26 protein-coding genes and 1 pseudogene are annotated in these 20,762 nt (G+C 35.1%); 12 read left to right on the forward strand and 15 right to left on the reverse strand.

What is annotated here, in order from left to right:
* Positions 1 to 7: 7 nt before the first annotated feature.
* The 6 genes from N178_RS26080 to N178_RS16475 form a co-directional block, all read right to left on the reverse strand.
* On the reverse strand, positions 8 to 115 hold the full coding sequence (locus N178_RS26080; protein WP_016766356.1) for a YjcZ family sporulation protein: 108 nt from the start codon (positions 113 to 115) through the stop codon (positions 8 to 10).
* A gap of 197 nt (positions 116 to 312) precedes the next feature.
* Complete coding sequence (locus N178_RS25535; protein WP_052942412.1) at positions 313 to 651, reverse strand: CotD family spore coat protein; 339 nt, start codon at positions 649 to 651, stop codon at positions 313 to 315.
* A 185-nt stretch (positions 652 to 836) separates the two neighbouring features.
* Positions 837 to 1,025 carry a hypothetical protein gene (locus tag N178_RS16460; protein WP_045293573.1) on the reverse strand — a complete coding sequence of 63 codons (189 nt, stop codon included), beginning with the start codon at positions 1,023 to 1,025 and terminating at the stop codon, positions 837 to 839.
* Between the two features lie 130 nt (positions 1,026 to 1,155).
* Positions 1,156 to 1,899, reverse strand: coding sequence for an HAD family hydrolase (locus N178_RS16465; RefSeq protein WP_045293574.1), 744 nt, complete (start codon positions 1,897 to 1,899; stop codon positions 1,156 to 1,158).
* A 222-nt stretch (positions 1,900 to 2,121) separates the two neighbouring features.
* Positions 2,122 to 2,304 (reverse strand): hypothetical protein, encoded by a 183-nt coding sequence (locus N178_RS16470; protein ID WP_045293576.1) that lies wholly within the window; start codon positions 2,302 to 2,304, stop codon positions 2,122 to 2,124.
* A gap of 133 nt (positions 2,305 to 2,437) precedes the next feature.
* A complete protein-coding gene (locus N178_RS16475) occupies positions 2,438 to 2,644 on the reverse strand; it encodes a hypothetical protein (protein ID WP_013058443.1) in 207 nt (68 codons plus the stop codon).
* A gap of 186 nt (positions 2,645 to 2,830) precedes the next feature.
* Between N178_RS16475 and N178_RS27120 the strand changes: the two genes are divergently transcribed.
* From N178_RS27120 to N178_RS27125, 4 genes are all read left to right on the forward strand, one after another.
* Entirely contained in the window at positions 2,831 to 2,983 is a 153-nt protein-coding gene (locus N178_RS27120; protein WP_169746679.1) for a hypothetical protein, read from the forward strand.
* A gap of 54 nt (positions 2,984 to 3,037) precedes the next feature.
* Entirely contained in the window at positions 3,038 to 3,244 is a 207-nt protein-coding gene (locus N178_RS16480) for a hypothetical protein (protein WP_045293578.1), read from the forward strand.
* A gap of 308 nt (positions 3,245 to 3,552) precedes the next feature.
* Complete coding sequence (locus N178_RS16485) at positions 3,553 to 3,762, forward strand: alpha/beta-type small acid-soluble spore protein (RefSeq protein ID WP_013058452.1); 210 nt, start codon at positions 3,553 to 3,555, stop codon at positions 3,760 to 3,762.
* A gap of 83 nt (positions 3,763 to 3,845) precedes the next feature.
* Positions 3,846 to 4,004, forward strand: coding sequence for a hypothetical protein (locus N178_RS27125; RefSeq protein ID WP_169746680.1), 159 nt, complete (start codon positions 3,846 to 3,848; stop codon positions 4,002 to 4,004).
* Positions 4,005 to 4,224: 220 nt separating this feature from the next.
* Here N178_RS27125 and N178_RS16490 read toward each other — a convergent pair whose 3' ends face one another.
* Entirely contained in the window at positions 4,225 to 4,857 is a 633-nt protein-coding gene (locus N178_RS16490; RefSeq protein WP_045293580.1) for an esterase/lipase family protein, read from the reverse strand.
* Between the two features lie 181 nt (positions 4,858 to 5,038).
* Between N178_RS16490 and N178_RS16495 the strand changes: the two genes are divergently transcribed.
* Both N178_RS16495 and N178_RS26775 read left to right on the forward strand, forming a co-directional pair.
* A complete protein-coding gene (locus N178_RS16495; protein ID WP_045293582.1) occupies positions 5,039 to 5,401 on the forward strand; it encodes a DMT family transporter in 363 nt (120 codons plus the stop codon).
* An 18-nt stretch (positions 5,402 to 5,419) separates the two neighbouring features.
* Positions 5,420 to 5,581 (forward strand): annotated as a pseudogene (locus N178_RS26775) (DUF5360 family protein); the annotation flags it as partial.
* Between the two features lie 133 nt (positions 5,582 to 5,714).
* Here N178_RS26775 and N178_RS16500 read toward each other — a convergent pair.
* The 3 genes from N178_RS16500 to N178_RS16510 form a co-directional block, all read right to left on the reverse strand.
* A complete protein-coding gene (locus tag N178_RS16500; protein ID WP_080890208.1) occupies positions 5,715 to 7,229 on the reverse strand; it encodes a glycoside hydrolase family 32 protein in 1,515 nt (504 codons plus the stop codon).
* Positions 7,230 to 7,283: 54 nt separating this feature from the next.
* On the reverse strand, positions 7,284 to 8,993 hold the full coding sequence (locus tag N178_RS16505) for an alpha-glucosidase (protein ID WP_045293583.1): 1,710 nt from the start codon (positions 8,991 to 8,993) through the stop codon (positions 7,284 to 7,286).
* A 238-nt stretch (positions 8,994 to 9,231) separates the two neighbouring features.
* The gene (locus N178_RS16510; RefSeq protein ID WP_045293585.1) at positions 9,232 to 10,224 is read right to left on the reverse strand and encodes a LacI family DNA-binding transcriptional regulator; all 993 of its coding nucleotides are present in this window, start codon (positions 10,222 to 10,224) and stop codon (positions 9,232 to 9,234) included.
* Between the two features lie 383 nt (positions 10,225 to 10,607).
* On the opposite strand from N178_RS16510, the gene N178_RS16515 reads away from it, so the two are divergent.
* The 5 genes from N178_RS16515 (at position 10,608) to N178_RS16530 (ending at position 16,214) form a co-directional block, all read left to right on the forward strand.
* Positions 10,608 to 11,837, forward strand: a complete 1,230-nt coding sequence (locus N178_RS16515) for an MFS transporter (protein WP_045293587.1) — start codon at positions 10,608 to 10,610, stop codon at positions 11,835 to 11,837.
* 569 nt (positions 11,838 to 12,406) lie between these two features.
* The gene (locus N178_RS16520; protein WP_237758498.1) at positions 12,407 to 13,873 is read left to right on the forward strand and encodes a spore germination protein; all 1,467 of its coding nucleotides are present in this window, start codon (positions 12,407 to 12,409) and stop codon (positions 13,871 to 13,873) included.
* Positions 13,863 to 14,906 (forward strand): Ger(x)C family spore germination protein, encoded by a 1,044-nt coding sequence (locus tag N178_RS16525; protein WP_045293589.1) that lies wholly within the window; start codon positions 13,863 to 13,865, stop codon positions 14,904 to 14,906. The genes N178_RS16520 and N178_RS16525 overlap by 11 nt, the downstream gene beginning before the upstream one ends.
* 28 nt (positions 14,907 to 14,934) lie before the next feature.
* Positions 14,935 to 15,072 carry a Ger(x)C family spore germination C-terminal domain-containing protein gene (locus N178_RS28040; RefSeq protein ID WP_420329705.1) on the forward strand — a complete coding sequence of 46 codons (138 nt, stop codon included), beginning with the start codon at positions 14,935 to 14,937 and terminating at the stop codon, positions 15,070 to 15,072.
* Between the two features lie 38 nt (positions 15,073 to 15,110).
* Positions 15,111 to 16,214 carry a GerAB/ArcD/ProY family transporter gene (locus tag N178_RS16530; protein ID WP_045293591.1) on the forward strand — a complete coding sequence of 368 codons (1,104 nt, stop codon included), beginning with the start codon at positions 15,111 to 15,113 and terminating at the stop codon, positions 16,212 to 16,214.
* Here the strand turns inward: N178_RS16530 and N178_RS16535 are convergent.
* The 5 genes from N178_RS16535 to N178_RS16555 all read right to left on the reverse strand — a co-directional run bounded on the left by N178_RS16535 (position 16,207) and on the right by N178_RS16555 (position 19,779).
* Complete coding sequence (locus N178_RS16535) at positions 16,207 to 16,440, reverse strand: YczF family membrane protein (protein ID WP_045293594.1); 234 nt, start codon at positions 16,438 to 16,440, stop codon at positions 16,207 to 16,209. The genes N178_RS16530 and N178_RS16535 overlap by 8 nt on opposite strands.
* 812 nt (positions 16,441 to 17,252) lie before the next feature.
* Positions 17,253 to 17,534, reverse strand: a complete 282-nt coding sequence (locus N178_RS16540) for a MerR family transcriptional regulator (RefSeq protein ID WP_088567414.1) — start codon at positions 17,532 to 17,534, stop codon at positions 17,253 to 17,255.
* Between the two features lie 398 nt (positions 17,535 to 17,932).
* Positions 17,933 to 18,928 (reverse strand): DUF3231 family protein, encoded by a 996-nt coding sequence (locus tag N178_RS16545; protein ID WP_237758500.1) that lies wholly within the window; start codon positions 18,926 to 18,928, stop codon positions 17,933 to 17,935.
* A gap of 182 nt (positions 18,929 to 19,110) precedes the next feature.
* The gene (locus N178_RS16550) at positions 19,111 to 19,497 is read right to left on the reverse strand and encodes a hypothetical protein (RefSeq protein WP_045293597.1); all 387 of its coding nucleotides are present in this window, start codon (positions 19,495 to 19,497) and stop codon (positions 19,111 to 19,113) included.
* A 27-nt stretch (positions 19,498 to 19,524) separates the two neighbouring features.
* Positions 19,525 to 19,779 (reverse strand): DUF1292 domain-containing protein, encoded by a 255-nt coding sequence (locus tag N178_RS16555; RefSeq protein WP_045293599.1) that lies wholly within the window; start codon positions 19,777 to 19,779, stop codon positions 19,525 to 19,527.
* 585 nt (positions 19,780 to 20,364) lie between these two features.
* Here N178_RS16555 and N178_RS16560 point away from each other — a divergent pair.
* Positions 20,365 to 20,574, forward strand: a complete 210-nt coding sequence (locus tag N178_RS16560; protein ID WP_013058452.1) for an alpha/beta-type small acid-soluble spore protein — start codon at positions 20,365 to 20,367, stop codon at positions 20,572 to 20,574.
* Positions 20,575 to 20,762: the final 188 nt, after the last annotated feature.

Genomic DNA, 20,762 nt, shown 5'->3' on the forward strand with positions numbered 1-20,762 from the left:
ATTGTTATTAATAGCCAAATCCGCGGCCATAACAGCTGCATCCAATAATGACAAGAAGAATAAACAGGACAACTAATAAAGCAAAACCAGAACCAGCTCCACCATAACTAGACATACAAACACCTCTTTTCGTGGTATTTAACTAAAGGAAAAAACTTTAAATATACATGGGTTAAGGTATTATATGTAGACATAGCTCATAGCGATTGGATTTTAGTCTAAAATAGGCTACTTTGTTTAACGATAGCTAGATACCATCATTTCACATAGTAAAAACCCTTCCTTGTTAAAATGAAGGGGCTTTTTTGGCTATCAGCACCAAGGACGAGGTCTAGGAGGACAGCTTGGAGCACAAAAATGTTGATGCGTTTCCTGACATACAACGGATTCTGTATGCGGGAATGAGTGCATATATTTATAATTTTTTTGATAAACATCTGTGGTATGACTCGGATGCACCATTGGCACAAACACATCTTGACCAGTAAAAGATGTATTTTGTTTAACTGGGTCATACTGAGCAGGCATGGTTTGAGGAGACAATTGACCACATGGTTTAGTTTGAGGGTAACCACAGTTACCTTGCTGAGGATACATAGCCCCTTGATAACCACCGTAATTAGAGTGCTGATAAGGATAATTGTTTCTCATATTAAAAACCTTCTCCTTTCTGTTAGTAGACTCCTGTTACTGTAGGTGAAACAACCATAGAATGTTTGGACAAATACCTAAAAAAGACCCTAATTATTTAGGGTCTTCTTTACTAAGAGAAAAAGAAATGTGTATTCTTAGTAACGTAGCTATGAGACTAAGCAGTAGAAGTTTTTTCATGTCCGTTATTCCTGAAGATTAACATCCATCGCTGCGTTATCAATATTATTTAAAATGGTTTTGTTTTTATCGTCTAGTTCATTGCGTAAAAGTGAATTACGCGTCGCTTCGTATAAATCGTAGCTTCTTTCATCCACTGGAGAATTATGATCTTCACATATCATTTTTTCTGATTTTTTGGATTGATCTTCCATATCAGTCACCTCCTCTGTATATTATGTGAGTTGATTAGGAAAAACATAAGAACTTCATCTGACTACTGTTGAGTAAGGTTTAATCAACGGTTAGCTGTTTCTGTATATTGTGTTTACATATAACCTAATATTAGGTGGATACAACCGTTTCTTGAGCGTGCTTTTGGATGATTTCTGGAACTTCCAGCAGTGAATGAACGGTTATCAATTTACCTTTTGGCGCAATATCAATTTTAACTTGATTGTAGCTCCACTCCAGTTCAGAAGGCACGTGAATCGCATGTATTCCAGCTTCTACTGCCGGTCTTATATCGGTTTTTAATGAATTGCCAATCATCCAAGTCTTTTTGGGGTCGTACTTAATTTGGTTTAGTATTTCTTTTAACGCAGGTGTATCTTTATGTTCAGAAATGAATACTCTTTTTTCAAAGTATTTAGCTAGCTCTAGCTGCACAATTTTTCTCCCTTGATTTTCCTCGTCTCCACCTGTGTGTAAGTAGAGGTTATGACCTTGTTTTTTAAGTTCATCTAATACTTCATACATATTTGGCAGAGGCTCTATCGGCACTTCAAATACACTTTGACCAATTTTTTTGACTCTTTCGACTCTATCTTCATGGATATCTTGATGGTTTTGTTCACTAAAAAATAAATAAGTAGCTGCTAATGATTCTGGAAAGCGGGAAGAATGAAGGCCGTACTTTTCGATGCTTTTTAAATCTATCTCTAACTGCTTTTGTTTTATTTCTTCCTTAGTCAGATTCTCAAACCATTCCTGCAATTGAGCCACAAAAGCATTTATGGTATCTCTAAAATATTTATTACAGTGAACAAGCGTATCGTCTAAATTAAAAAATAAGGTTTGCTTCTGCATTTCTTTAAATCCTTTCTACAATGGATGTACAGACAGTATATATGAAAAAAACACTAACCACTTTTATTACCTACCCACACCTAAAACCAAGGTGAATTTTCCAATACCTCAGGCACAAGCAATTGATTACTACATTGAAATGAGAATATTTAGTGGAAAGATCCTTCTAGCATATAAACTAGAAAGATCTTTTATAAGATACAACGCTGCAGAATATTCCTGCTAATAAATATAACGTTCAAAATGTTCTCTATTCATATTTGTTTTGAACGTAGAGGTACTCAGTCCTGAACGATTTATTAGCGGTTGGCTGCCTTCGTTTTCTTTAGGTATATTCATTTCAACACCTTGTATAGTGAAAGGATCATACATATACGTTGTTCGTTCAGCTTCTGTATGCGACATTAACTTCACCTCTATTAACAGCCTTCATTTTTTTAAATCATGCTAACTCGTTTACAGCAGGTTCTCTAATAAAAATATCTGCGTTTCATAGGTCTTTTCGCTAAAAAAGATCCGCCGTTTTCTACTTTTTTTATTAAGTTGTAATTTCTTGTGGCTCTTCGCCTTCAAGGTCAGTAAAGAAATTTTCTAAGGTTTCCCTCGGGTCAAGAGCACGCCCATCTTCTTCGACAATACGGTTAAGCGTAGGATCATTATTGCTATCTTTATTTTTATAGTTGTTATAATCAACTCTTTCTGCAATTCCTGAATTATCAACGCCTTTAAAGTCTTTCTTTGGCATAAAAACACCTCCTAGCCCTATTGTTTGAAAATTTGAAGATAAAATAAGTGGAAGGTTAAGTTATATTTTTATTTCCCGAGAATTAAATAGATACTTGTTGCTAAGAGACATGCACAACATGCTTAATTGTTTTATGAAATGGGGAAACTAAAACGTCAAAATTTAATTTACTGAGGAGGAATATAAGTGGAAGGAAATCCAAGCACAAGACAGTTTCAGGATGATTTAAAGCAGTATCAAATGCCAGAGTCAGTAAAGCAACAAAAATCCAGCACTTATCGAGTCGGATATGAATCAAACACTGGAATTGAAAAAGTACAGAATCAGCAGGAAGAATGAGAAAATAAATAAGCTTGATCACTTTATACTTTTACATGACGAGAAGGGCATCCGATGGATCAACAAAAAATGTTAGCAAATGAATTAAGTAACATGCTTACAGAAAATAAGCTGCCGATTACCATTGAAGAAGATATCCATGAAATTTGCAGAGGTTTACAATCAGGTGAAATCAGCGTGAATGATTTGAAGGAAAAAGATCCTTTTGTTGTACATGCAGTTCAAGAAGCAATGGATAGAATAACTAAACATAGCTCTTAAAATAGCTATAAAAAGCAATCATTTTTATTAAGCCAAAGGCTAACTCTTTAAAGAGTTAGTCTTTTGTCATTCAACTGGTATGAACATGAAAAAAGAATGACAAACGAGTTATCATTCTCTCTCCTACACATGGCAAGCGTTTAGTTTTTAGTCACAAGGAAATGAAACATCTAATCCCACTTTTTACAGTGTCGATTGTTTCTAAAAACTAGTATGTCTTCCTGATAAGAAAATACACATCCATCATTTACCATGAGTACATTTCTTCCACAATAGGAAGCTTAAGAAAAACAAGGAGGTGACACAACATGGCAAACAACAAAAGCAGCAACAACAACGAATTATTAGTATACGGTGCTGAACAAGCAATCGATCAAATGAAATATGAAATCGCTAGCGAATTTGGTGTAAACCTCGGTGCTGATACAACTGCACGTGCAAATGGATCAGTAGGTGGCGAAATCACAAAACGTCTTGTGCAATTAGCTGAGCAACAACTTGGCGGCGGACGTTTCTAAGACAACTTTATAATTGATGGCTGAAGGAAGAATGGATCTCCATTCTTCCTTTTTGTACGAATAAAAAAAGAAGGAGAGATTATATGCAGCAAAATCAACCAGCTAAAGAAAATACGGGTTTTACTGAAAAACCAGCAGCTTCTGCAACAAATGCACAAAAAGTAAAACAAGAAATTCAAAGAGATGTAAATGAAGGACAAGGTGCAATGACTTCTCGAGAAGCAGGCGCAATGCGCGATTAAAAAAACACTTTAAGCAGTTTTAATCACGCACTCTTTGTACAAGAACCTATAAAAGTACCTCGATTAACCGAGGTACTTTTTTAAGTCTACTCTATTTTGACACGGGATCTGCTTTGACTTCGGGTGTTTTTCATTAGATACATGCTCTTGAAAAACAAAGGCAAACAGTGTAATTTTCAATATATAAAAGTCGAGCCTGTCTTATCCAACTGAAAAATAATTAGTTTGTATTTTGTCCCCCGCCATTCAGCCCTTCTTTTATGTACGCGTTAACCTGACTATTTGAAAGCAATCCAATATGTCCAATGCCATAAAGTTGAATATTTCTTGCTCCTTGCAGCCTAGAGAGACTATTAGCAACAATTTGATCATTTATGCTGTAGATCGATGTATAAAGAATTTTTTGATTGAGATCTGTACCTGGGAGTGCTGTCGAAGACACTAAACCATTCGCTCCTCCTAACGTCACGACATTTTCAATCTTATTCCCTCCTCCTAGATATTTAATATAGTACAGCGTGTTTGCTCCACCCATACTATGAGCAACAATATCTACCTTCTCAGCTCCCGTTTCTTTCAACACTTGATCAATGTATCGAGCAAGCTGAGGTCCATTATTCAAATTGTTGCCTGTCTTATCTATAAAATCAATAGCATAAAGATCATCGCGATCCCACCCTTGAGCAATTAAATAGTTTTTGATAGCAATAAAGTTATAAGACGCACCGCTGATTCCATGAACAAGAACAACCGGATTGTGATTCGATTCAGCTTTAACATTCGAAGGCTGAATTCCTAATGCAGATACAACCAGGGACAAAGCAAAAATTAATGCGACAAACGTTTTCTTCATTTCTTTTCTCCTCCTCAAAATATGTAAGTAACAGCATCTATAGATTATATATAAAAATCTTAATACGGTAAACTTATACTTATAAGGTATTTAAAGTTATATTTATTTGTTATATATGAGTATTTTTATGACAAAAATCATCACCTAAGCTTTTCTGTAAAAAATAAGGAGGCGGAGAAAGTTGCATTGGATTTATTTATGTTTAGCTATTCTTTTTGAAGTTGCTGGAACTACGACCATGAAGTTATCAGACGGCTTTACTAAAGTTATACCAAGTGTATTGCTTATACTTTTTTATATTTGTAGTTTGTGCTTTTTGACATTAACGTTAAAAAGTTTAGAAGTTTCAATTGCTTACGCTATTTGGTCAGGTATGGGGATTATAATTATTACGCTAATTGGATTTATGTACTTCAATGAAAGTGTAAGTCTGCTAAAGATCGTTGCTATAGCTCTCATCATTATCGGTGTAGTGACATTAAATATGACCGGGGAAAAAGAAGCTAATGCTGGTAAATCCACTTTGGAAGAACACATTAAATAAAAAGATGAAATATTTAAAACCTTTTTCTCAGGACTACAAGCTATTGCGTATTGGGCATTTATTAAAGATTTCGATTTAACATGGTGGGCTTTTAATTTGTATTTGATGATTTACCCCCTATTCTTTATAAAACTATTTATAAAAGATAACAATAATCAAAAAAAGCACTTTTCCACGTAATAAAGATATTCATGTATATATAAAAAGAACAGATCCCCTTAAGGGAATCTGTTCTTCAAGTTAATCTAATTGCATAAGTTGTTGTAATTTTTCTCTTGTACGTTGCTTGTCTACTATCTTTATCCAATTCCTATTAGCCTTTAAAAATCAGTGGGGAAACGCCCTTGCTTAAGTTCCATTTATTTAAGGTACTCAATTCAATTTCTTGATCTGCAAAGAAACAAATCCCTGTTGCATTGTCTCCAGGATAGATTCTGCTCGTCATCACTTTCTCACCTTCATTAATAAAAACTTCAATGGACGATTTATCAACAAACAGATGAAGATGTAAGTGATTAGTATTTAATCCAACAGGCGCTTTTCTGATTCCCCCATCGCCTTCACCTGATTTATCACGATTAAAAATAAACAAGCTTTCCAGCCTATCATAAGTTAAAAGAGTTTCTTGTTGAGTGTCAGGATCTGTTCTCAATTTTATTCCGAACTGTGAAGCAGCTTTTGCATTAATTTTCACTTCAAGTTCGTAACAATCACCTGAAATACCTGCAAGTTCTTGTTCTCCGTTAACTGTAATATTTTCATACTGCACGTGATGTTGACGAAGCTGTTTAAGCTCCTGAATTGGTTTACTAATTATATTCCCTTGGTTAGTAGAAAGCTCCCGCGGAATAGTCATTGCTCCCGCCCAATTATGTTTTTGTTCAGGCATGCTGCTTTCCCACATAGCCATCCACGCTACCATAATGCGTCTGCCATGTTCATCTTCTGTTGTTTGAGGAGCATAAAAATCAAATCCGTAGTCCAAAAGCTGAAAGTCTTCATGTTGAAGCAACCCTGTTTTATAGTCTAAATTTCCTTTTACATATCCAGCTTGATGCAAGTTATGATAGAGATTCCCTTCTGGTTTTACCCCTTGAGGTGACATAAGAAGCACGTCTTGTCCTTCGAGACTAAAAAGATCCGGACACTCCCACATAAAACCAAGATTCCCTTGGCTTTTTGCCATCACATTTATAAACTCCCACTTCATCAGATCTCTTGAACGATACAAAAGAACTTGGCCCTCATGATCCTTTGTACGTGATCCAAGAACGCAATAATAATAGTCGTCTTTCTTCCATACTTTTGGGTCTCTAAAATGATGAGGATGAATATCCCCTTCAGGCACTGAATTAATCACTGGGTTTTGAGGCACTTTATTAAAATGAACGCCGTCTTCGCTTACAGCAAGACATTGAACCTGTCTTAAGTCCGTATCATAGTTATCTCCTGTCCACACATTCCCTGTGTACATTGCATAAAGCTTTCCGTCTTTTTCAACTGCACTTCCTGAAAAACATCCATCTTGATCGTATTCTTCACTTGGAGCAAGAGCGATAGGAAGGTGTTCCCAGTAAGTAAGATCTTTACTTTTTATATGCCCCCAATACATTGGCCCCCACTTGGGAGAGTAAGGATGATGTTGATAAAACAAATGATACTCTCCTTTGTAAAAGCTGAATCCGTTTGGGTCATTCATCCAGTACGCTGGTGTAGATACATGATATTGCAGTCGCCAATGATTCTGATCAACAGACTCCTGCTCGTTTAACACAGATTCCATTGCCTTTGAGATTTTTTCTTGATGTTGATTTCTTAATGTTTTCAAAAAATACCCTCCTGCCTTTCTACACGTAAATAAGTTAATTGTGATAAAAAGAGATTAAAATGATGAATCGATTTCACAAACAATGGACTCATAAGGTCGTAATTTTATCTGATTTAGCTGCAGCTCTAAATGGTCATAGTTCGATAAAATAACCTTTTTCATATTAAAATCTAAGTTTAGAGTTAACTCTTTATTATCAAAGTTAGCAATCACCGCTATTTTTTTATCGTTAAACTCTCTCGTGTAGGCCATTATTTGCAGGCTATCTTTAAACATGTCTTCGTATTTACCAAAAGCAATAACATCTGAATATGGACTGCTTTTTCTTAAACTAATTAACTTTTTATAGAAATAAAATAAAGAATTACGATCCTTTAAAGCATTCTCGACGTTAATAGAAGAGTAGTTAGGATTTATCTCTAGCCAGGGTGTGCCTTGGCTAAACCCTGCATATTCAGAATGATTCCAGTGCATAGGTGTTCGAGAATTATCACGACTGCGTCTCCAAATCGCTGCTAATGCTTCCTCTTTTGAAAATCCTTCTTTTAGCGCAGAGTGATATTGATCAATTGAAGCTAAGTCATTGTAATGCTCGATTGATGGATACTCTACATTTGTCATTCCAATTTCTTGCCCTTGATAGATAAATGGCGTCCCTTTTAATAAAAAATAGACGGTAGCTAACATTTTAGCTGAAATAGGCCCTATATCTTCTGGTTTAATAAATTTGTTTAAAGAACGAGGCTGGTCATGGTTTTCTAAATAAAGCGCTCCCCACCCTGTGTTGTTATAGAACGTTTGACTATCAGAAATGGCTTTTTTGAAATCAAGTAGATTCCAATTATACGGTTCATACCATTTCCCTTCTTTTCCTACGTCTAAATCGACATGATCAAATTCAAAAAGCATACTAAAATGCCCGTCTTCTCCCGCATAAATAGGCAGTTCTTTGTGTGATACCCCAGGTGCTTCTGCCACAGTTAAGATATTATGTGAAGTAAAAGCTTCTTTACTTAGTTCACTTAAAAATTCATGAATGCCTTCTTGATTCGTTTCAATTACATTCATTCCATCATGCGAATCAGCAAAGTCCTGTCGTTTTTTTATAAACGTAATGGCGTCTACTCTAAAGCCGCTAATTCCTTTATCTAACCACCATGTGACCATTTTATAAACGGCATTTCGGAGATCACGGTTTTCCCAATTAAGATCAGGCTGTTTTTTAGAAAATGCATGAAGATAATACTGTCCAGTTTGCTCATCATACTCCCAGCACGAACCGCCAAAAATAGATTTCCAATTGTTAGGAGGAGTCCCGTCTTCTTTTCCATTTCTCCAAATATACCAATCTCTTTTAGGATGATTTACATCACTTTTTGATTCTAGGAACCATTCATGCTCATCCGAAGTATGGTTAACGACTAAGTCCATGATAATCTTTATCTCTCTTTTTTTAGCTTCATGGATTAGTAGATCCATATCTTCCATAGAGCCAAATTCTTCTGCAATGGCTTTATAATCAGAGATGTCATATCCGTTATCATCCATTGGTGATTGATAAACTGGACTTAGCCAAATAACGTCGATACCTAACTCTTTTAAGTAATCTAATTTTTGAATAACTCCTTTTAAGTCACCAATTCCGTCACCATTCGAATCATAAAAACTTTTCGGATAAATTTGATATACAACTGCTTCTTTCCACCACTGTCCCTTCGTTATTGTAGCGCTTTTTTCATTCTTTCTTTCACTTAGTTGAACCATTTCTTATCAGCTCCTATATATTTATATTAAAATTATGTACTTATTTTTCGTTTTATATGGTATCGATACCATATAAAATTTTAAAAAATATACTCTTAAAAATCTTATCTAACCTTTATTCTTTAAGATGAATTCATTGTATTACATCATGGGAACGGTTTCAATAACTTTTCTGAAAATTTTTCAAAAAAGGTGAGAACGAATAACTTCCGCTCTCACCTTCATTTGCGATTTCCTATTACGTTGAGCTTCGAACCACCAGCTCGATTGGGAGTTCAAACGTTTCCACCTTTACTTCAGAATCATTCAACATATCAATAAGAGTTTCCATTGCTTTGATCCCCATCTGATCAATAGGTTGTCGTATAGTTGTTAACTTCGGATCTAACATTTGTGCAAGAGGTTGATCATCAAAGCCAATAATCGCCAAATCATTAGGTATTTTTAGACCACACTCTTTGGCTTCAATCATCATTCCCCCGGCAATCTCATCACTTCCTGTAAATATAGCCGTAGGGCGATCCTCCATTGACAGGATTTTTTTAACTACTTGTTTTCCATCTTCAATGCTGTGTTGATTAACAAAAATCCATTTTGGATCCGGCTGAATTCCTGCCTCTTGAAGTGCTTTTTGATAACCTTGGTTACGGTCCTTGTCCTTACCTTCCTCAGCGAACAATCCACCTGTACAGTACCCGATTTTCCGGTGTCCCTTTTCAAGTAAATGCTTTACGCCTATATATGCACCCTTGTATTGATCTAATCGAACAATCGGAACACTTGCGTTGTTTACATATTCATTGCATAACAAAATAGGACCAGATTCAGTAAACGGTTCTATGACGCTCCACTCGTTTTCAATAGAGGTCATAATAATTCCGTCAACTTGCTTTGTTTTTAGTAAATTTAAAAAGGCCAATTCTTTCTCTTTATCTTCATTACTTTGAAAGATTAATACGTGATAGCCGTTTTTATAAGCAACTTGTTCAATTGAATCGACTAAATAAGAGAAAAATGGATTTACGATTCTTGGTACAATGACACCAATTGTAGTCGTTACCTGTCCTCTTAACCTTCTTGCTGAAGGGTTTGGGGTATAGTTAAGCTCTTTCATTGCTTTTAGCACCAGATTTTTTTTCTCTTCTGAAACATATGAATGATTGTTTATAACACGGGAAACGGTTGTTTTTGATAACCCCGATAATTTTGCTACGTCATATATGGTAGGCATTTGTTTATCACTCCATCACTAACTGAAATCAGTTTCATACTTATTTTACGTTAAAAAAGAGACAAAATGCAATGAATGAATTCGTTTGCATCTCTATATCATCCGTTCAATAAGAATACCCGCAAAATCGCTGTGACTCTTTAAAACAGGACATTTTTATATAGATTAATAAACCAGCACATTTAAAAGTGTTTATCTCATAAGCGAGAAACCAGTACCACAGTAAAAAAACGCACTACACTTAAAATATCCTTTATTTAAAGGGTATTTTTGTTAATTATTTTCTTATTGACATATGAAATCGGTACCATATATAATACAATCAAATAGAAAACGCTTTCTAAATAAAAGTTAGATACATAAACAGCAAAGGGGATTTAAATATGCAAAACAATAAACTTTACTGGAAGCTAAGCAGTTTCTTTTTCTTGTTCTTCTTATCTATTGCCTCTATTTTCACTTTTTTTGCTATCTGGTTGGGTCAAAGCCTTAACCTTTCCGGAGCACAAACAGGTATTGTTTTTTCTGTAAACGCTGTCTTCACTATGCTTTTCCAACCGCTTTATGGATATATCTCCGATAAATTGGGGTTACGAAAGAATTTATTATACTTCATTTCAATTTTAGTTATTTTATCTGGACCATTTCTAATTTTTATCTATCAACCTCTTTTAAACTGGAATTTTTGGATAGGAGCCCTGACAGGCGGGTCTTATCTTGCCATCACTTTTTTAGCTGGTATCTCAGCTATCGAGTCATATATTGAAAAAGTTGGCAGAAAGTATGAGTTTGAATTCGGTCGTGCAAGACTTTGGGGATCAATAGGGGCAGCCGTGGCAGCTGCTATTGGAGGACGAATGCTTAACATTAACCCTGATATCAACTTTTGGATTGCATCGGGATCAGGCATTCTCTTATTACTTGTTATTTTCCTTACAAAAGTAGAAGTATCCACTATCGAAGAAAAGAAGGCAAAGTCCCTTTCTATTCAAGATTTGGGCAGTTTATTTAAACGAAAAGATTTCTGGGTTTTTATGATTTTCATGCTCGGGACGGGCTGTATTTATAATGTTTTCGACCAGCAATTCCCTGTATATTATGCCTCTCTGTTCCCAACAGAACAATTAGGAAACCAAATATTTGGTTACTTAAATGCAGGTCAGGTCTTTTTAGAATCCGGTATGTTATTAGTTGCTCCATTCATTGTCCGTAAAGTAGGTCCTAAAGGAGGTTTAATTTTAGCGGGAATCATTATGATTTTACGCGTGATAGGTTCAGGGTTAGTATCAGATCCATACAGCATTTCATTTATTAAGCTTCTTAACGCACCAGAGTTTGCCATTATCATTGTTTCTGTGTTTAAATATCTGGCTACACATTTTGATACAAAATTCTCTTCAATTTTATATTTGGTTGGCTACCAATTTGCGATGCAGCTAGGAGCTGTTATCCTCTCCCCTATCGTAGGAAATCTATACGATTCAATTGGTTTTCGTCAAACATACTTAATCATGGGAGTTATTGTCACTATCTTTACTCTATTTGGTGCATTTCTTTTAAGAAACAAGAATCAAGCATCTAAAGATAATAATGATTCAAAACTTACTGCTTAGAATCAGAAAAAATACACTAAATATTCTTAAAAATTTAAAAAATATCTTTTAACTCGTTCCTATTAATTGTGATTCTCATAATTTTGAAAGCCTTTGCTAATTATAGCAAAGGCTTCTTTTTGGTGAGTTTCTTCTATTATAAATTATAAATTGACCTTACTACGACCAAAACGATTTAACGAATAAAGATATTGACAGGTCCATTCAATCTAAATCCAGTTATCACACTGTAGTAACTTTTATGCTACGCTAGTTACTTTCCTTTGAAACAAGTTAATGAAGGAAGAATGAATGTATAAAAAAGGAATATAAGGAAAAATTACTAGTGAATATTGGAAAAACCAGTGTCCTCTTCATTCGATGACATACAAAAATGGAGGGTTATTAAAATATGAACAGCGCATGGAATCGCCTGATAAAAAAAATCAAGAAAACCCAAAAAAATGCCCCTTCAGTATGAAGAAACTACTTCAAATGACGAGACTCTTAGTTCATCTTTGGCTGAAAATCTAACAAGAGTAAAGAACTCTTTAGGTAATAGTGGAGATTTAGTGGTTCGGGATTTTAAAATGGGAAAACCTTTTTTACGTAAAGTAGCTTCTATTTATATAAATGGATTAACGGATAAAGAAATTTTAGGAAACTCCATTATAGAAAGGCTGATGAATGATGTAGAGATGATTAAAGAGGAAAACCCTTATGAACCAAGCGAATTAGGGATGTACATAAAAGAACATATATTAACTATTACAAATGTGGGAGAGATAACGAATTTCGATAAACTTTTTTTCCATCTTTTATCCGGCGAAACAATTGTCTTAGTTGATGGATGGAATCAAGGCTTTGGCTGTGCCGCGCAAGGAGGAGATCTTAGAGCCATTTCGGAACCCGTAGCAGAATCGTCCGTTCGAGGCCCTCGAGACAGCTTTACAGAGTCCCTTATCACTAATACAGCAATGATTCGCCGTCGTATTAAGAGCCCAAACCTCTGGTTAGAAACGAAGGAAATAGGAACAATCACGCAAACAGGTGTTGGCATGATGTACGTAAAAGGCATTGTCAACGATAAGCTTCTTACAGAAATTAAAGAAAGATTAGGTAAGATGGAAGTAGATGAAGTTCAAGGCTCGAATACAATTGAAGAATGGATTTCTGATGAAACTTGGACACCTTGGCCAACTGTTTTTATCACAGAACGGCCCGATGTAGTGGCAGGAAATTTATTAGAAGGAAGAGTCGTGATTTTTGTGAATGAGACACCTACACCTCTCATTGTTCCTGCGACTTGGAATCAATTTTTTCAGACGGCAGAGGATTATTATTTACGCTGGACAATGTCTAGCTTTTTGCGCATGCTGAGAATCATTTCTTTTTTAATTACTCTTCTTGGTCCATCTTTATTTATTGCGTTTCTTTCCTTCCATCCGGAATTAATTCCAACACCGCTGCTGATTAATTTGGCAGCTCAGCGTCAAAATATTCCCTTTCCGATTATTATAGAAGCGCTATTGATGGAATTTACCTTTGAAGTGTTGCGAGAAGCTGGTGTTCGTATGCCCCGGCCTGTTGGTCAGGCTGTTTCCATCGTCGGGGCTCTTGTATTGGGAGAAGCAGCTGTTTCAGCTGGGATTGTTTCCAGCGCAATGGTCATTGTCGTGGCAGCCACGGCTATCGCCAGCTTTACCATTCCTCATTATGCCATGACGGATGCTACTCGTTTACTTCGGTTCGGGATGATGATTTTAGCTAGTTTTTTTGGATTATACGGTATTGGATTAGGAGTAATCATGTTAGTAGCTCATACATGCAGCTTGCGTTCCTTTGGTATTCCGTATTTAGCTCCTTTTGCCCCTGCCATTTTAGCTGATCAGAAAGATTCCATCTTCCGTTTCCCTTTACCTTTTATGTCTAAACGCCCCCGTTTAATTAGTCAGGTAAAAACGAAGCGAACAGACCCTAATCAAGATCGCGGGCCTTCGCCAAGAGAAGGAAAGATGAAAAATCAAGAATCAAAGAGGGATTCTGATGAGACATAAATCATTGATGCTTCTTTTGCTTTGCATATTGTTAGTCTTCTTGTCAGGATGCTGGGACCGCGAAGAGTTACAGCAGCTAAGTATCGTTTCAGGAATGGCTATTGATAAAGGCAGTGACAAAGTAAAGAACAGATATAAAGTTACGGTTCAAATTATCAATCCTTCACAAGTAGCTGGTGGACAACAAGGAGGAAAAGTTCAAGCTTCCCCTGTGACAACCTTTACTGAAACAGGAAGCACCCTTGCTGAGACTCTTCGAAAGATTTCAACAAAGTCACCTGGAGAGCTTTTCTTTCCTCACCTTCAAATCTTAGTAATCGGCGAGAAGGTAGCGAAACAAGGAATTGAAGATTTATTTGATATGATTGAACGTGATAGCCAGTTTCGGGTTCTTTTTCCAGTTTTAATTGCAAGAGGACATATTACGGCGAAAGAGACGCTAGAAGTCACAACATCATTAGAAGCCATCCCTTCTGCAAATATTGGAGATGCTTTAAAATCTTCTGAAGAGGACTGGGGAACCTATAAAAGTACGCGTGCAGATCAAGTGATTCAGGGGCTAAAAGAAGGAAGTGTAGTAGTCACAGGTATTAAGATTAATGGGGAGAAAAAGAGTGGAAATGCAACAACAAATACACAACAAGTTTCTCCAAGTGCAAACATTGAAATTAAAGGGATTGCTCTTTTTAAAAATGGAAAGTTAAAAAAATGGGTGGATGGGCCTCCTGCACGAGGAGTGACATGGATTACGAACGAAATGAAACGAACCGTGATGAATCTTAATTGCGGAAAGAAAAAGGATGCAATCGCAATTGAAATTTCGCGTTCCAAATCGTCTACCCATGTAACATTCAACCATCAGAAACCGACAATCTATATTACTGTTCACGCAGAAGGAACAGTCTTAGAAAATAATTGCTCTATAGATCTTGCCAAATCGCAAGCTCTTGGCCAACTAGATGAACAATTAGAAGAAGAGATTAAACAGGAAATACTATTGGCAATAAAAAAAGACTCAAAAGCAAAAAAGTGATATCTTCAATTTTGGTGAAACGGTTAATATAGCGAATAAGCATGTATGGAACAACATTAATCATTCATGGGAAAAAGATATTTTTCCAGAAACAGAAGTTCACGTGAATGTACAAGCTATTATTCGTCGGACAGGTATGACAACCAAGTCTTATATAAACAAATAAAATAATGATAAAGGGCAAACAAAGGAGTTGAGAGACGAATGGAGAAAGCAAAAATAAGCGTTACACAACTCTTTGCCCTTATGTTTATCTTCGACTTGGGTACTTCTCTAATTGTAAGTTATGGAATCCCCGCCGGTAAAGATGCCTGGCTTGCTATCCTTCTAGGAATGGGCGGAGGCATACTCTTATTCTTTGTTTACTATATGTTATTTCGTCAATATCCGACCATTCCCCTTACTGGATATGTTAGAAAAATATTTGGTGAATTCTTTGGCTGGGTGCTTGGATTATTATACTGTTTGTTTTTCTTGTATATTGCAGCTAGAAATGTACGTGATTTCGGGGACTTATTGACTTCGTCCACTTTACCGGAAACCCCATTACTAGCAATTAATCTCTCGCTTATTCTTGTTATGTGTTATGTCATTTATCTAGGGATAGAAGTAATAGGAAGAACAGCAGAAGTATTTATTGTCATCCTACTATTATTGGGGCTAGGAGCTAATTTTTTTGTTCTAGTATCTGGAAATGTTAGTTTAAATCATATCCGCCCCTTTCTTGAACACGGGTGGAAACCCGTGTTAACTACAGCGTTTCCTCCTGTTGTATCTTTTCCATTTGGTGAAATGCTCGTATTTACGATGCTGCTACCATATTTAAATCGTCCTAAACTAATAAAAAAGGTATGGTTATCTGCAGTACTTTCAAGTGGGTTGATCCTAAGCTGGACAGCTGCTTTAAATATGTCGGTTCTAGGTTTGGATGTAATGAAAAGATCTACATTTCCTACCTTGGCTACGATTGGAAAAGTTAATCTATTTGATTTTATTGAAAGAATGGATGCAATTGTAGTTTTCACCCTGTTAATGACCGTTTTTTTTAAAGCATCTATTTTTATGTATGCAGCTATCCTTGGAATTACTGATTTATTTAAGGTGAAGAACCGTCAGCAAATCATTCTTCCCATGGGCTTTATTTTGATTTTCCTTTCCATGACAATAGCTTCCAGTTTTTCAGAACATTTAGAAGAAGGGTTTACTATTACATTAAAATACCTTCATGTTCCTTTTTTGATTGTGATTCCTTTGTTTATGCTGGTTGTCTCCCTCATTCGGAACTATGTGAAGAAAAAAACTAGTTAGGACGGTATCGTTTCTCTCTTTTTTTAATAATCATAAAAATTTGTTGGCCAATGACAATAAGAAAAAGTCCAGCTAACATGATATATTCAGCATTACTCATGACCCAAAAAGGGTTTAGAAGGTGCAGGAATGAATCATAAAAACTAAAACCTAATAGAAAATCCATTAGCAAGAGGTTTAAAGTAGATAATAAAAAGACAATAATTAGTGCTAGAAAAATCTTCATGTTCTTCTCTCCTTTAATTTTAAGTAAATATATTATTTGTCAAAAATAAGGTTTTTAATAATAAACCTTATTGGTTGAAATTAAAGGAAAAGCGTAAGAGTATAAAATATCTTGTGTAAATGAATAAGTAAAAAAAGAAAGAATTTTTTTGGGGAAATTAAGTAACTTCAACCAGCCTAAAGAAAGTGAGTCTTCTCTGAATGAGTTTATAAAAGTTCTTGTTCAAGCTTTATTCCCTAACGAAGAGTAACTGCATCCTTCCTTGTTTCTGTATAGTCAGCGCTTTGCGACAAGATCTCATATTGATTTTAATTAAGCTCGCCCAGAACTAAAAATGACGTTTAAAGCAAACTAATGAATAATTTCTATAAGAAAAAAATTCATTTTCATATAATTCATATAAAATTATTGATTACCTCTTAATTTTCGATCCTCAATTTTTACGTTAGAACCACAAATAAACCAGCAGAAAGATTCATAATATATACATCTTTAAAGGTATATATATTATGAATCTTTTAAGGTAAAAGACTATTTTATTTGCAGCGATTTTAGTAAAGCAGCCTGTAATTCTATAAAAGAGAGCAGTATATATAGATAAACAAATTCAACTATACAAGTAATGTTTTTTATAACCCGATTCATAAATATTTTCATATCATTTATCCCCTTCATATATAATTCACCCTTCTGGAATTTGAAAAAAGTACAGCGAAGAAAGGATTTTAAGTTATTTTAAACAATGTAATAATAATCATTAATCTTGATAAAATTATTCAATTAAGTTTGTGGAAAATGAGTTCTTAGTTGACCTATAATCGTTTTGTTGCTTGTATTAATACCTTTTTTCTTCTTTTATAAAGATCATCTCGAATTTCTCGTGTAAGAACTCCATCTTCTATTTTTTCTGCAATATCCATTAATCTCTCAATATCAGAAAAAGAATACCTACGGGTACCAGAGAAGGTACGTTCAGGAAAGATAAGTTTTTGAGTTTCATAATAACGAATTTTTCTCTCAGACAATCCGGTCATTTCAGTAACAGTTTTCATAGTCATTATTTTTTTCTCTCGATATAAATAATTATTCTTCAAATATATCCTCTCCTTTATCTATTTGATTGATTTTAAAATAATAAAGAATAAGTATGTATGTATGTTATGAATAATAAATCTAATCTAATATCTAAATTTTCAAATAATTAAACCTACAATAACAACAAATTATACAAATAATCTACAACTTGGTTATAATTCCTAACACGAATATTTAATTACCAGGAGTTTTATATATTTATTATTCTTAGTTTAACAATCCAAAGTTATATATGTTCACTAGAAGTGTATAGAAGATACATCCTAAAAACCAAAAGACTACTGCTCCTGAACAGTAGTCTTTTCTGTTTATACGTAACCTTATACGGAATGATGATTTACATCACTTTTAGTAGCATGGTCGGAGGATTAGACATTAATTTATTAAGAACGTTTTTCTAATCATCTAACCTTTTACGGTCATCTGCTTGAGGAGGCTGTTCCATCCACTGATTATCAATCATATCTTTCCCAATACGGCTATAAATCCACAAGCTATCCAAGGCTGCCTTTTCACAGTGTGCTGAAATATCGGCTCTCATACTTGCAATAAGAGCTGCGTTATAATAAGTGACTGCTACACCAAAAAAGAAACCCGTTTGAAGAAGCATAAGCCGATCTGAAAAAGGAGAAATATTGGAATTTGTAACCTCTGTTTCGCATGATTTAGGCAGATGAAGATTGTCTTTGGTTAGTAGAGATGAAAACACATCAATGTGTTTGTTTTTTACTTGCAGGCTTTTTTCTAATAATGCTCGTACGTTTTGATTTTTTGAAACTTGTGAAAAGCCAAGGATCATCGCTTTGGCAATAAATGTTTTGTTTAAATTAAAATAAGCATGTCCACTTTCTATTGTATTTATCGGTCTCTGTTTACCGAACACATCCGTTACATAGTGGTAATGTTCAATCATTTCCACCTTATTAGGTGTTATATAGGTAGGCGGTTGCTGATAAAGTTTTTTTGAAATAAGAAGATCCTTAGATTTTTTATAAATCTCCATCGCATCAAGGTTGCACTGATAATAAAAATCTACAATGTCTGGGCGTATGGAAGTCGTAAAAGATAGGCTCATTTCATTATGGCCATGTGTGCTCATCATATAAAGGGATTTAAGACACAAAACGTCCGTAAATAGAGGAGGAGCTTCTAAATTTACGTCTTTTTCTGTAAATCCGTTAGGAATAGGAAACTTCTCTTTTTTAAATAATGCTTTTAACGTATCTATATGATTAAGCGAATATTGAAGAGCTTCCTGAAAAAGATTATGTATTTCTGAATCTTGGATTGTATGAAGCATATATTTATTTACACATACAGATAATGTTTCACGGATATAGTGTGTCCATAAATTTGCAATTTCAGGAGATGTCAATCGATTCTTTTTTTGCAATTTTCTGTTCCTCCGTATCAAAGCCATTTTCTCTTAGCTTACCCTCCTTTTAAGCTTTCATACTAGTTAGCTTTCATACTAGTTAGCTTTCCTCCTAATATTTCCGCTAAAAAAGAAAAAGCTACTCAAATGAGCAGCCTTTAAAAACACATACTTAAGGAAAGATATTGAATAAATCAAGATTAATTATTGTTTTGTTTATATTCTGCATCAAATGAGTTTTCACCGGCATGAACAGACAGCAAGGTATCAGCATAGCCAACCAGCCTGTTGACCAGCTCATCTGCAATTGCATAAACCAGAGGATGGATTTCTGCTCTAAATAGTGCTGGATTATCTAAAATGACTGTAGTGTTAATAAACACATCTCTATTTCCATAAAGGTTATAATGAATCATTGCCTTTCCTGCAGCTCCACCTGTTCTTGGATCTTCATAACCTGGAAGAAACACGTACCATTCTTCTGCTGTAGCAGACCGGAAATTTTTCGTAAAGGTCATTCCCCTGATTACTTTTTCAATCTGCATTTTTTGTTCCAAATGAGCTGCATCTACAATTTTCTTCTTCATAACGCACTCCTCATCACATTAGCGAAATTATTCGTCAGTAGGCGTAGCCTCTACAGCGATTTGATAAGCATCTAAAATGGAATCACGTTCCTCAGGATCGGTCAATCCAACAAGATATTGTTCACCCTTTTCATCTTCAATGCGCATCAACAGCACTTCCCCGTTCGATTGCAGCAAAGCATAAGTCTGATTTCTCATATCAAATAAAGCTTCAACTGCATATTGTTTTTCAATACCTTTTTCATCTTCAATGGTTATAAGATCTCTTTCCCTACTCCTCACTTCTCGTTCACCTCCACTAAAAATCTTCCCGGTTACTTTATCCGTTCTTCTCTGCTTCTATAATTGTATAAAATGAAATTCAATAGCCACGGCTAATATGGAGTTTGGTTATAGATATAAGTTATTTATTCGTCTATTGGAGAGTGAAACTTTAAGAAATGATTAAAAAAATGTTTTTACGATATCGTGTTGTGAATGACATTCATGGCAATAACAATTAATTTCTAAAGCATCTTCTGTGAGAGTATGTATAGTTTCTTTTCTGCACTTTTTACAGTATTCTTTTTTCTGACGTGTCTTTGACAATATAACCTCTTCCTCTCTTGCATTTTTAATTTTATGTTTAGTATAAAAATAACTATTGATACGGTATTTAAAGAGGATTGCAATAGCGATTGCAATCCTCTTCTCACATGGCAACTTTTAGATAACAAGGAAATGAAACATCTAATCCCACTTTTTACAGTGTCAGTTGTTTCTAAAAATTAGTATGTCACCCTGATAAGGAAATAAACACCCACAATTTACCATGTATATACTTCTTGGCCCCTAGGAAACTTAAGAAAAACAAGGAGGTGACACAACATGGCAAACAACAAAAGCAGCAACAACAACGAATTATTAGTATATGGTGCTGAACAAGCAATCGATCAAATGAAATATGAAATCGCTAGCGAATTTGGTGTAAACCTTGGTGCTGATACAACTGCACGTGCAAACGGATCAGTAGGTGGCGAAATCACAAAACGTCTTGTGCAATTAGCTGAGCAACAACTTGGCGGCGGACGTTTCTAAGACAACTTTATAATTGATGGCTGAAGGAAGAGTGGGTATCTACTCTTCCTTTTATTATGAACATTTTCTATTTATCGTCATAAGCAGAAATCCAAAAAAGCATGACAAAACAAAAAACTGCCAAAGAAGGCAGCTCTTTGTATAACAAGGGTATTGTGACTGATGCCCTCATAGGCATCTTGAATAGT

Origin of the sequence: Priestia aryabhattai B8W22, assembly GCF_000956595.1 — a bacterium.
GTDB classification, from domain to species: domain Bacteria; phylum Bacillota; class Bacilli; order Bacillales; family Bacillaceae_H; genus Priestia; species Priestia aryabhattai.

What these genes read in the sequence shown, in the direction of transcription:
- N178_RS26080 (WP_016766356.1), bottom strand. Translation starts at nt 115, where the DNA reads ATGTCTAGTTATGGTGGAGCTGGTTCTGGTTTTGCTTTATTAGTTGTC.
- N178_RS25535 (WP_052942412.1), bottom strand. Translation starts at nt 651, where the DNA reads ATGAGAAACAATTATCCTTATCAGCACTCTAATTACGGTGGTTATCAA.
- N178_RS16460 (WP_045293573.1), bottom strand. Translation starts at nt 1,025, where the DNA reads ATGGAAGATCAATCCAAAAAATCAGAAAAAATGATATGTGAAGATCAT.
- N178_RS16465 (WP_045293574.1), bottom strand. Translation starts at nt 1,899, where the DNA reads ATGCAGAAGCAAACCTTATTTTTTAATTTAGACGATACGCTTGTTCAC.
- N178_RS16470 (WP_045293576.1), bottom strand. Translation starts at nt 2,304, where the DNA reads ATGTCGCATACAGAAGCTGAACGAACAACGTATATGTATGATCCTTTC.
- N178_RS16475 (WP_013058443.1), bottom strand. Translation starts at nt 2,644, where the DNA reads ATGCCAAAGAAAGACTTTAAAGGCGTTGATAATTCAGGAATTGCAGAA.
- N178_RS16480 (WP_045293578.1), top strand. Translation starts at nt 3,038, where the DNA reads ATGGATCAACAAAAAATGTTAGCAAATGAATTAAGTAACATGCTTACA.
- N178_RS16485 (WP_013058452.1), top strand. Translation starts at nt 3,553, where the DNA reads ATGGCAAACAACAAAAGCAGCAACAACAACGAATTATTAGTATACGGT.
- N178_RS27125 (WP_169746680.1), top strand. Translation starts at nt 3,846, where the DNA reads ATGCAGCAAAATCAACCAGCTAAAGAAAATACGGGTTTTACTGAAAAA.
- N178_RS16490 (WP_045293580.1), bottom strand. Translation starts at nt 4,857, where the DNA reads ATGAAGAAAACGTTTGTCGCATTAATTTTTGCTTTGTCCCTGGTTGTA.
- N178_RS16505 (WP_045293583.1), bottom strand. Translation starts at nt 8,993, where the DNA reads ATGGTTCAACTAAGTGAAAGAAAGAATGAAAAAAGCGCTACAATAACG.
- N178_RS16510 (WP_045293585.1), bottom strand. Translation starts at nt 10,224, where the DNA reads ATGCCTACCATATATGACGTAGCAAAATTATCGGGGTTATCAAAAACA.
- N178_RS16515 (WP_045293587.1), top strand. Translation starts at nt 10,608, where the DNA reads ATGCAAAACAATAAACTTTACTGGAAGCTAAGCAGTTTCTTTTTCTTG.
- N178_RS16520 (WP_237758498.1), top strand. Translation starts at nt 12,407, where the DNA reads ATGGGAAAACCTTTTTTACGTAAAGTAGCTTCTATTTATATAAATGGA.
- N178_RS16525 (WP_045293589.1), top strand. Translation starts at nt 13,863, where the DNA reads ATGAGACATAAATCATTGATGCTTCTTTTGCTTTGCATATTGTTAGTC.
- N178_RS16530 (WP_045293591.1), top strand. Translation starts at nt 15,111, where the DNA reads ATGGAGAAAGCAAAAATAAGCGTTACACAACTCTTTGCCCTTATGTTT.
- N178_RS16535 (WP_045293594.1), bottom strand. Translation starts at nt 16,440, where the DNA reads ATGAAGATTTTTCTAGCACTAATTATTGTCTTTTTATTATCTACTTTA.
- N178_RS16550 (WP_045293597.1), bottom strand. Translation starts at nt 19,497, where the DNA reads ATGAAGAAGAAAATTGTAGATGCAGCTCATTTGGAACAAAAAATGCAG.
- N178_RS16560 (WP_013058452.1), top strand. Translation starts at nt 20,365, where the DNA reads ATGGCAAACAACAAAAGCAGCAACAACAACGAATTATTAGTATATGGT.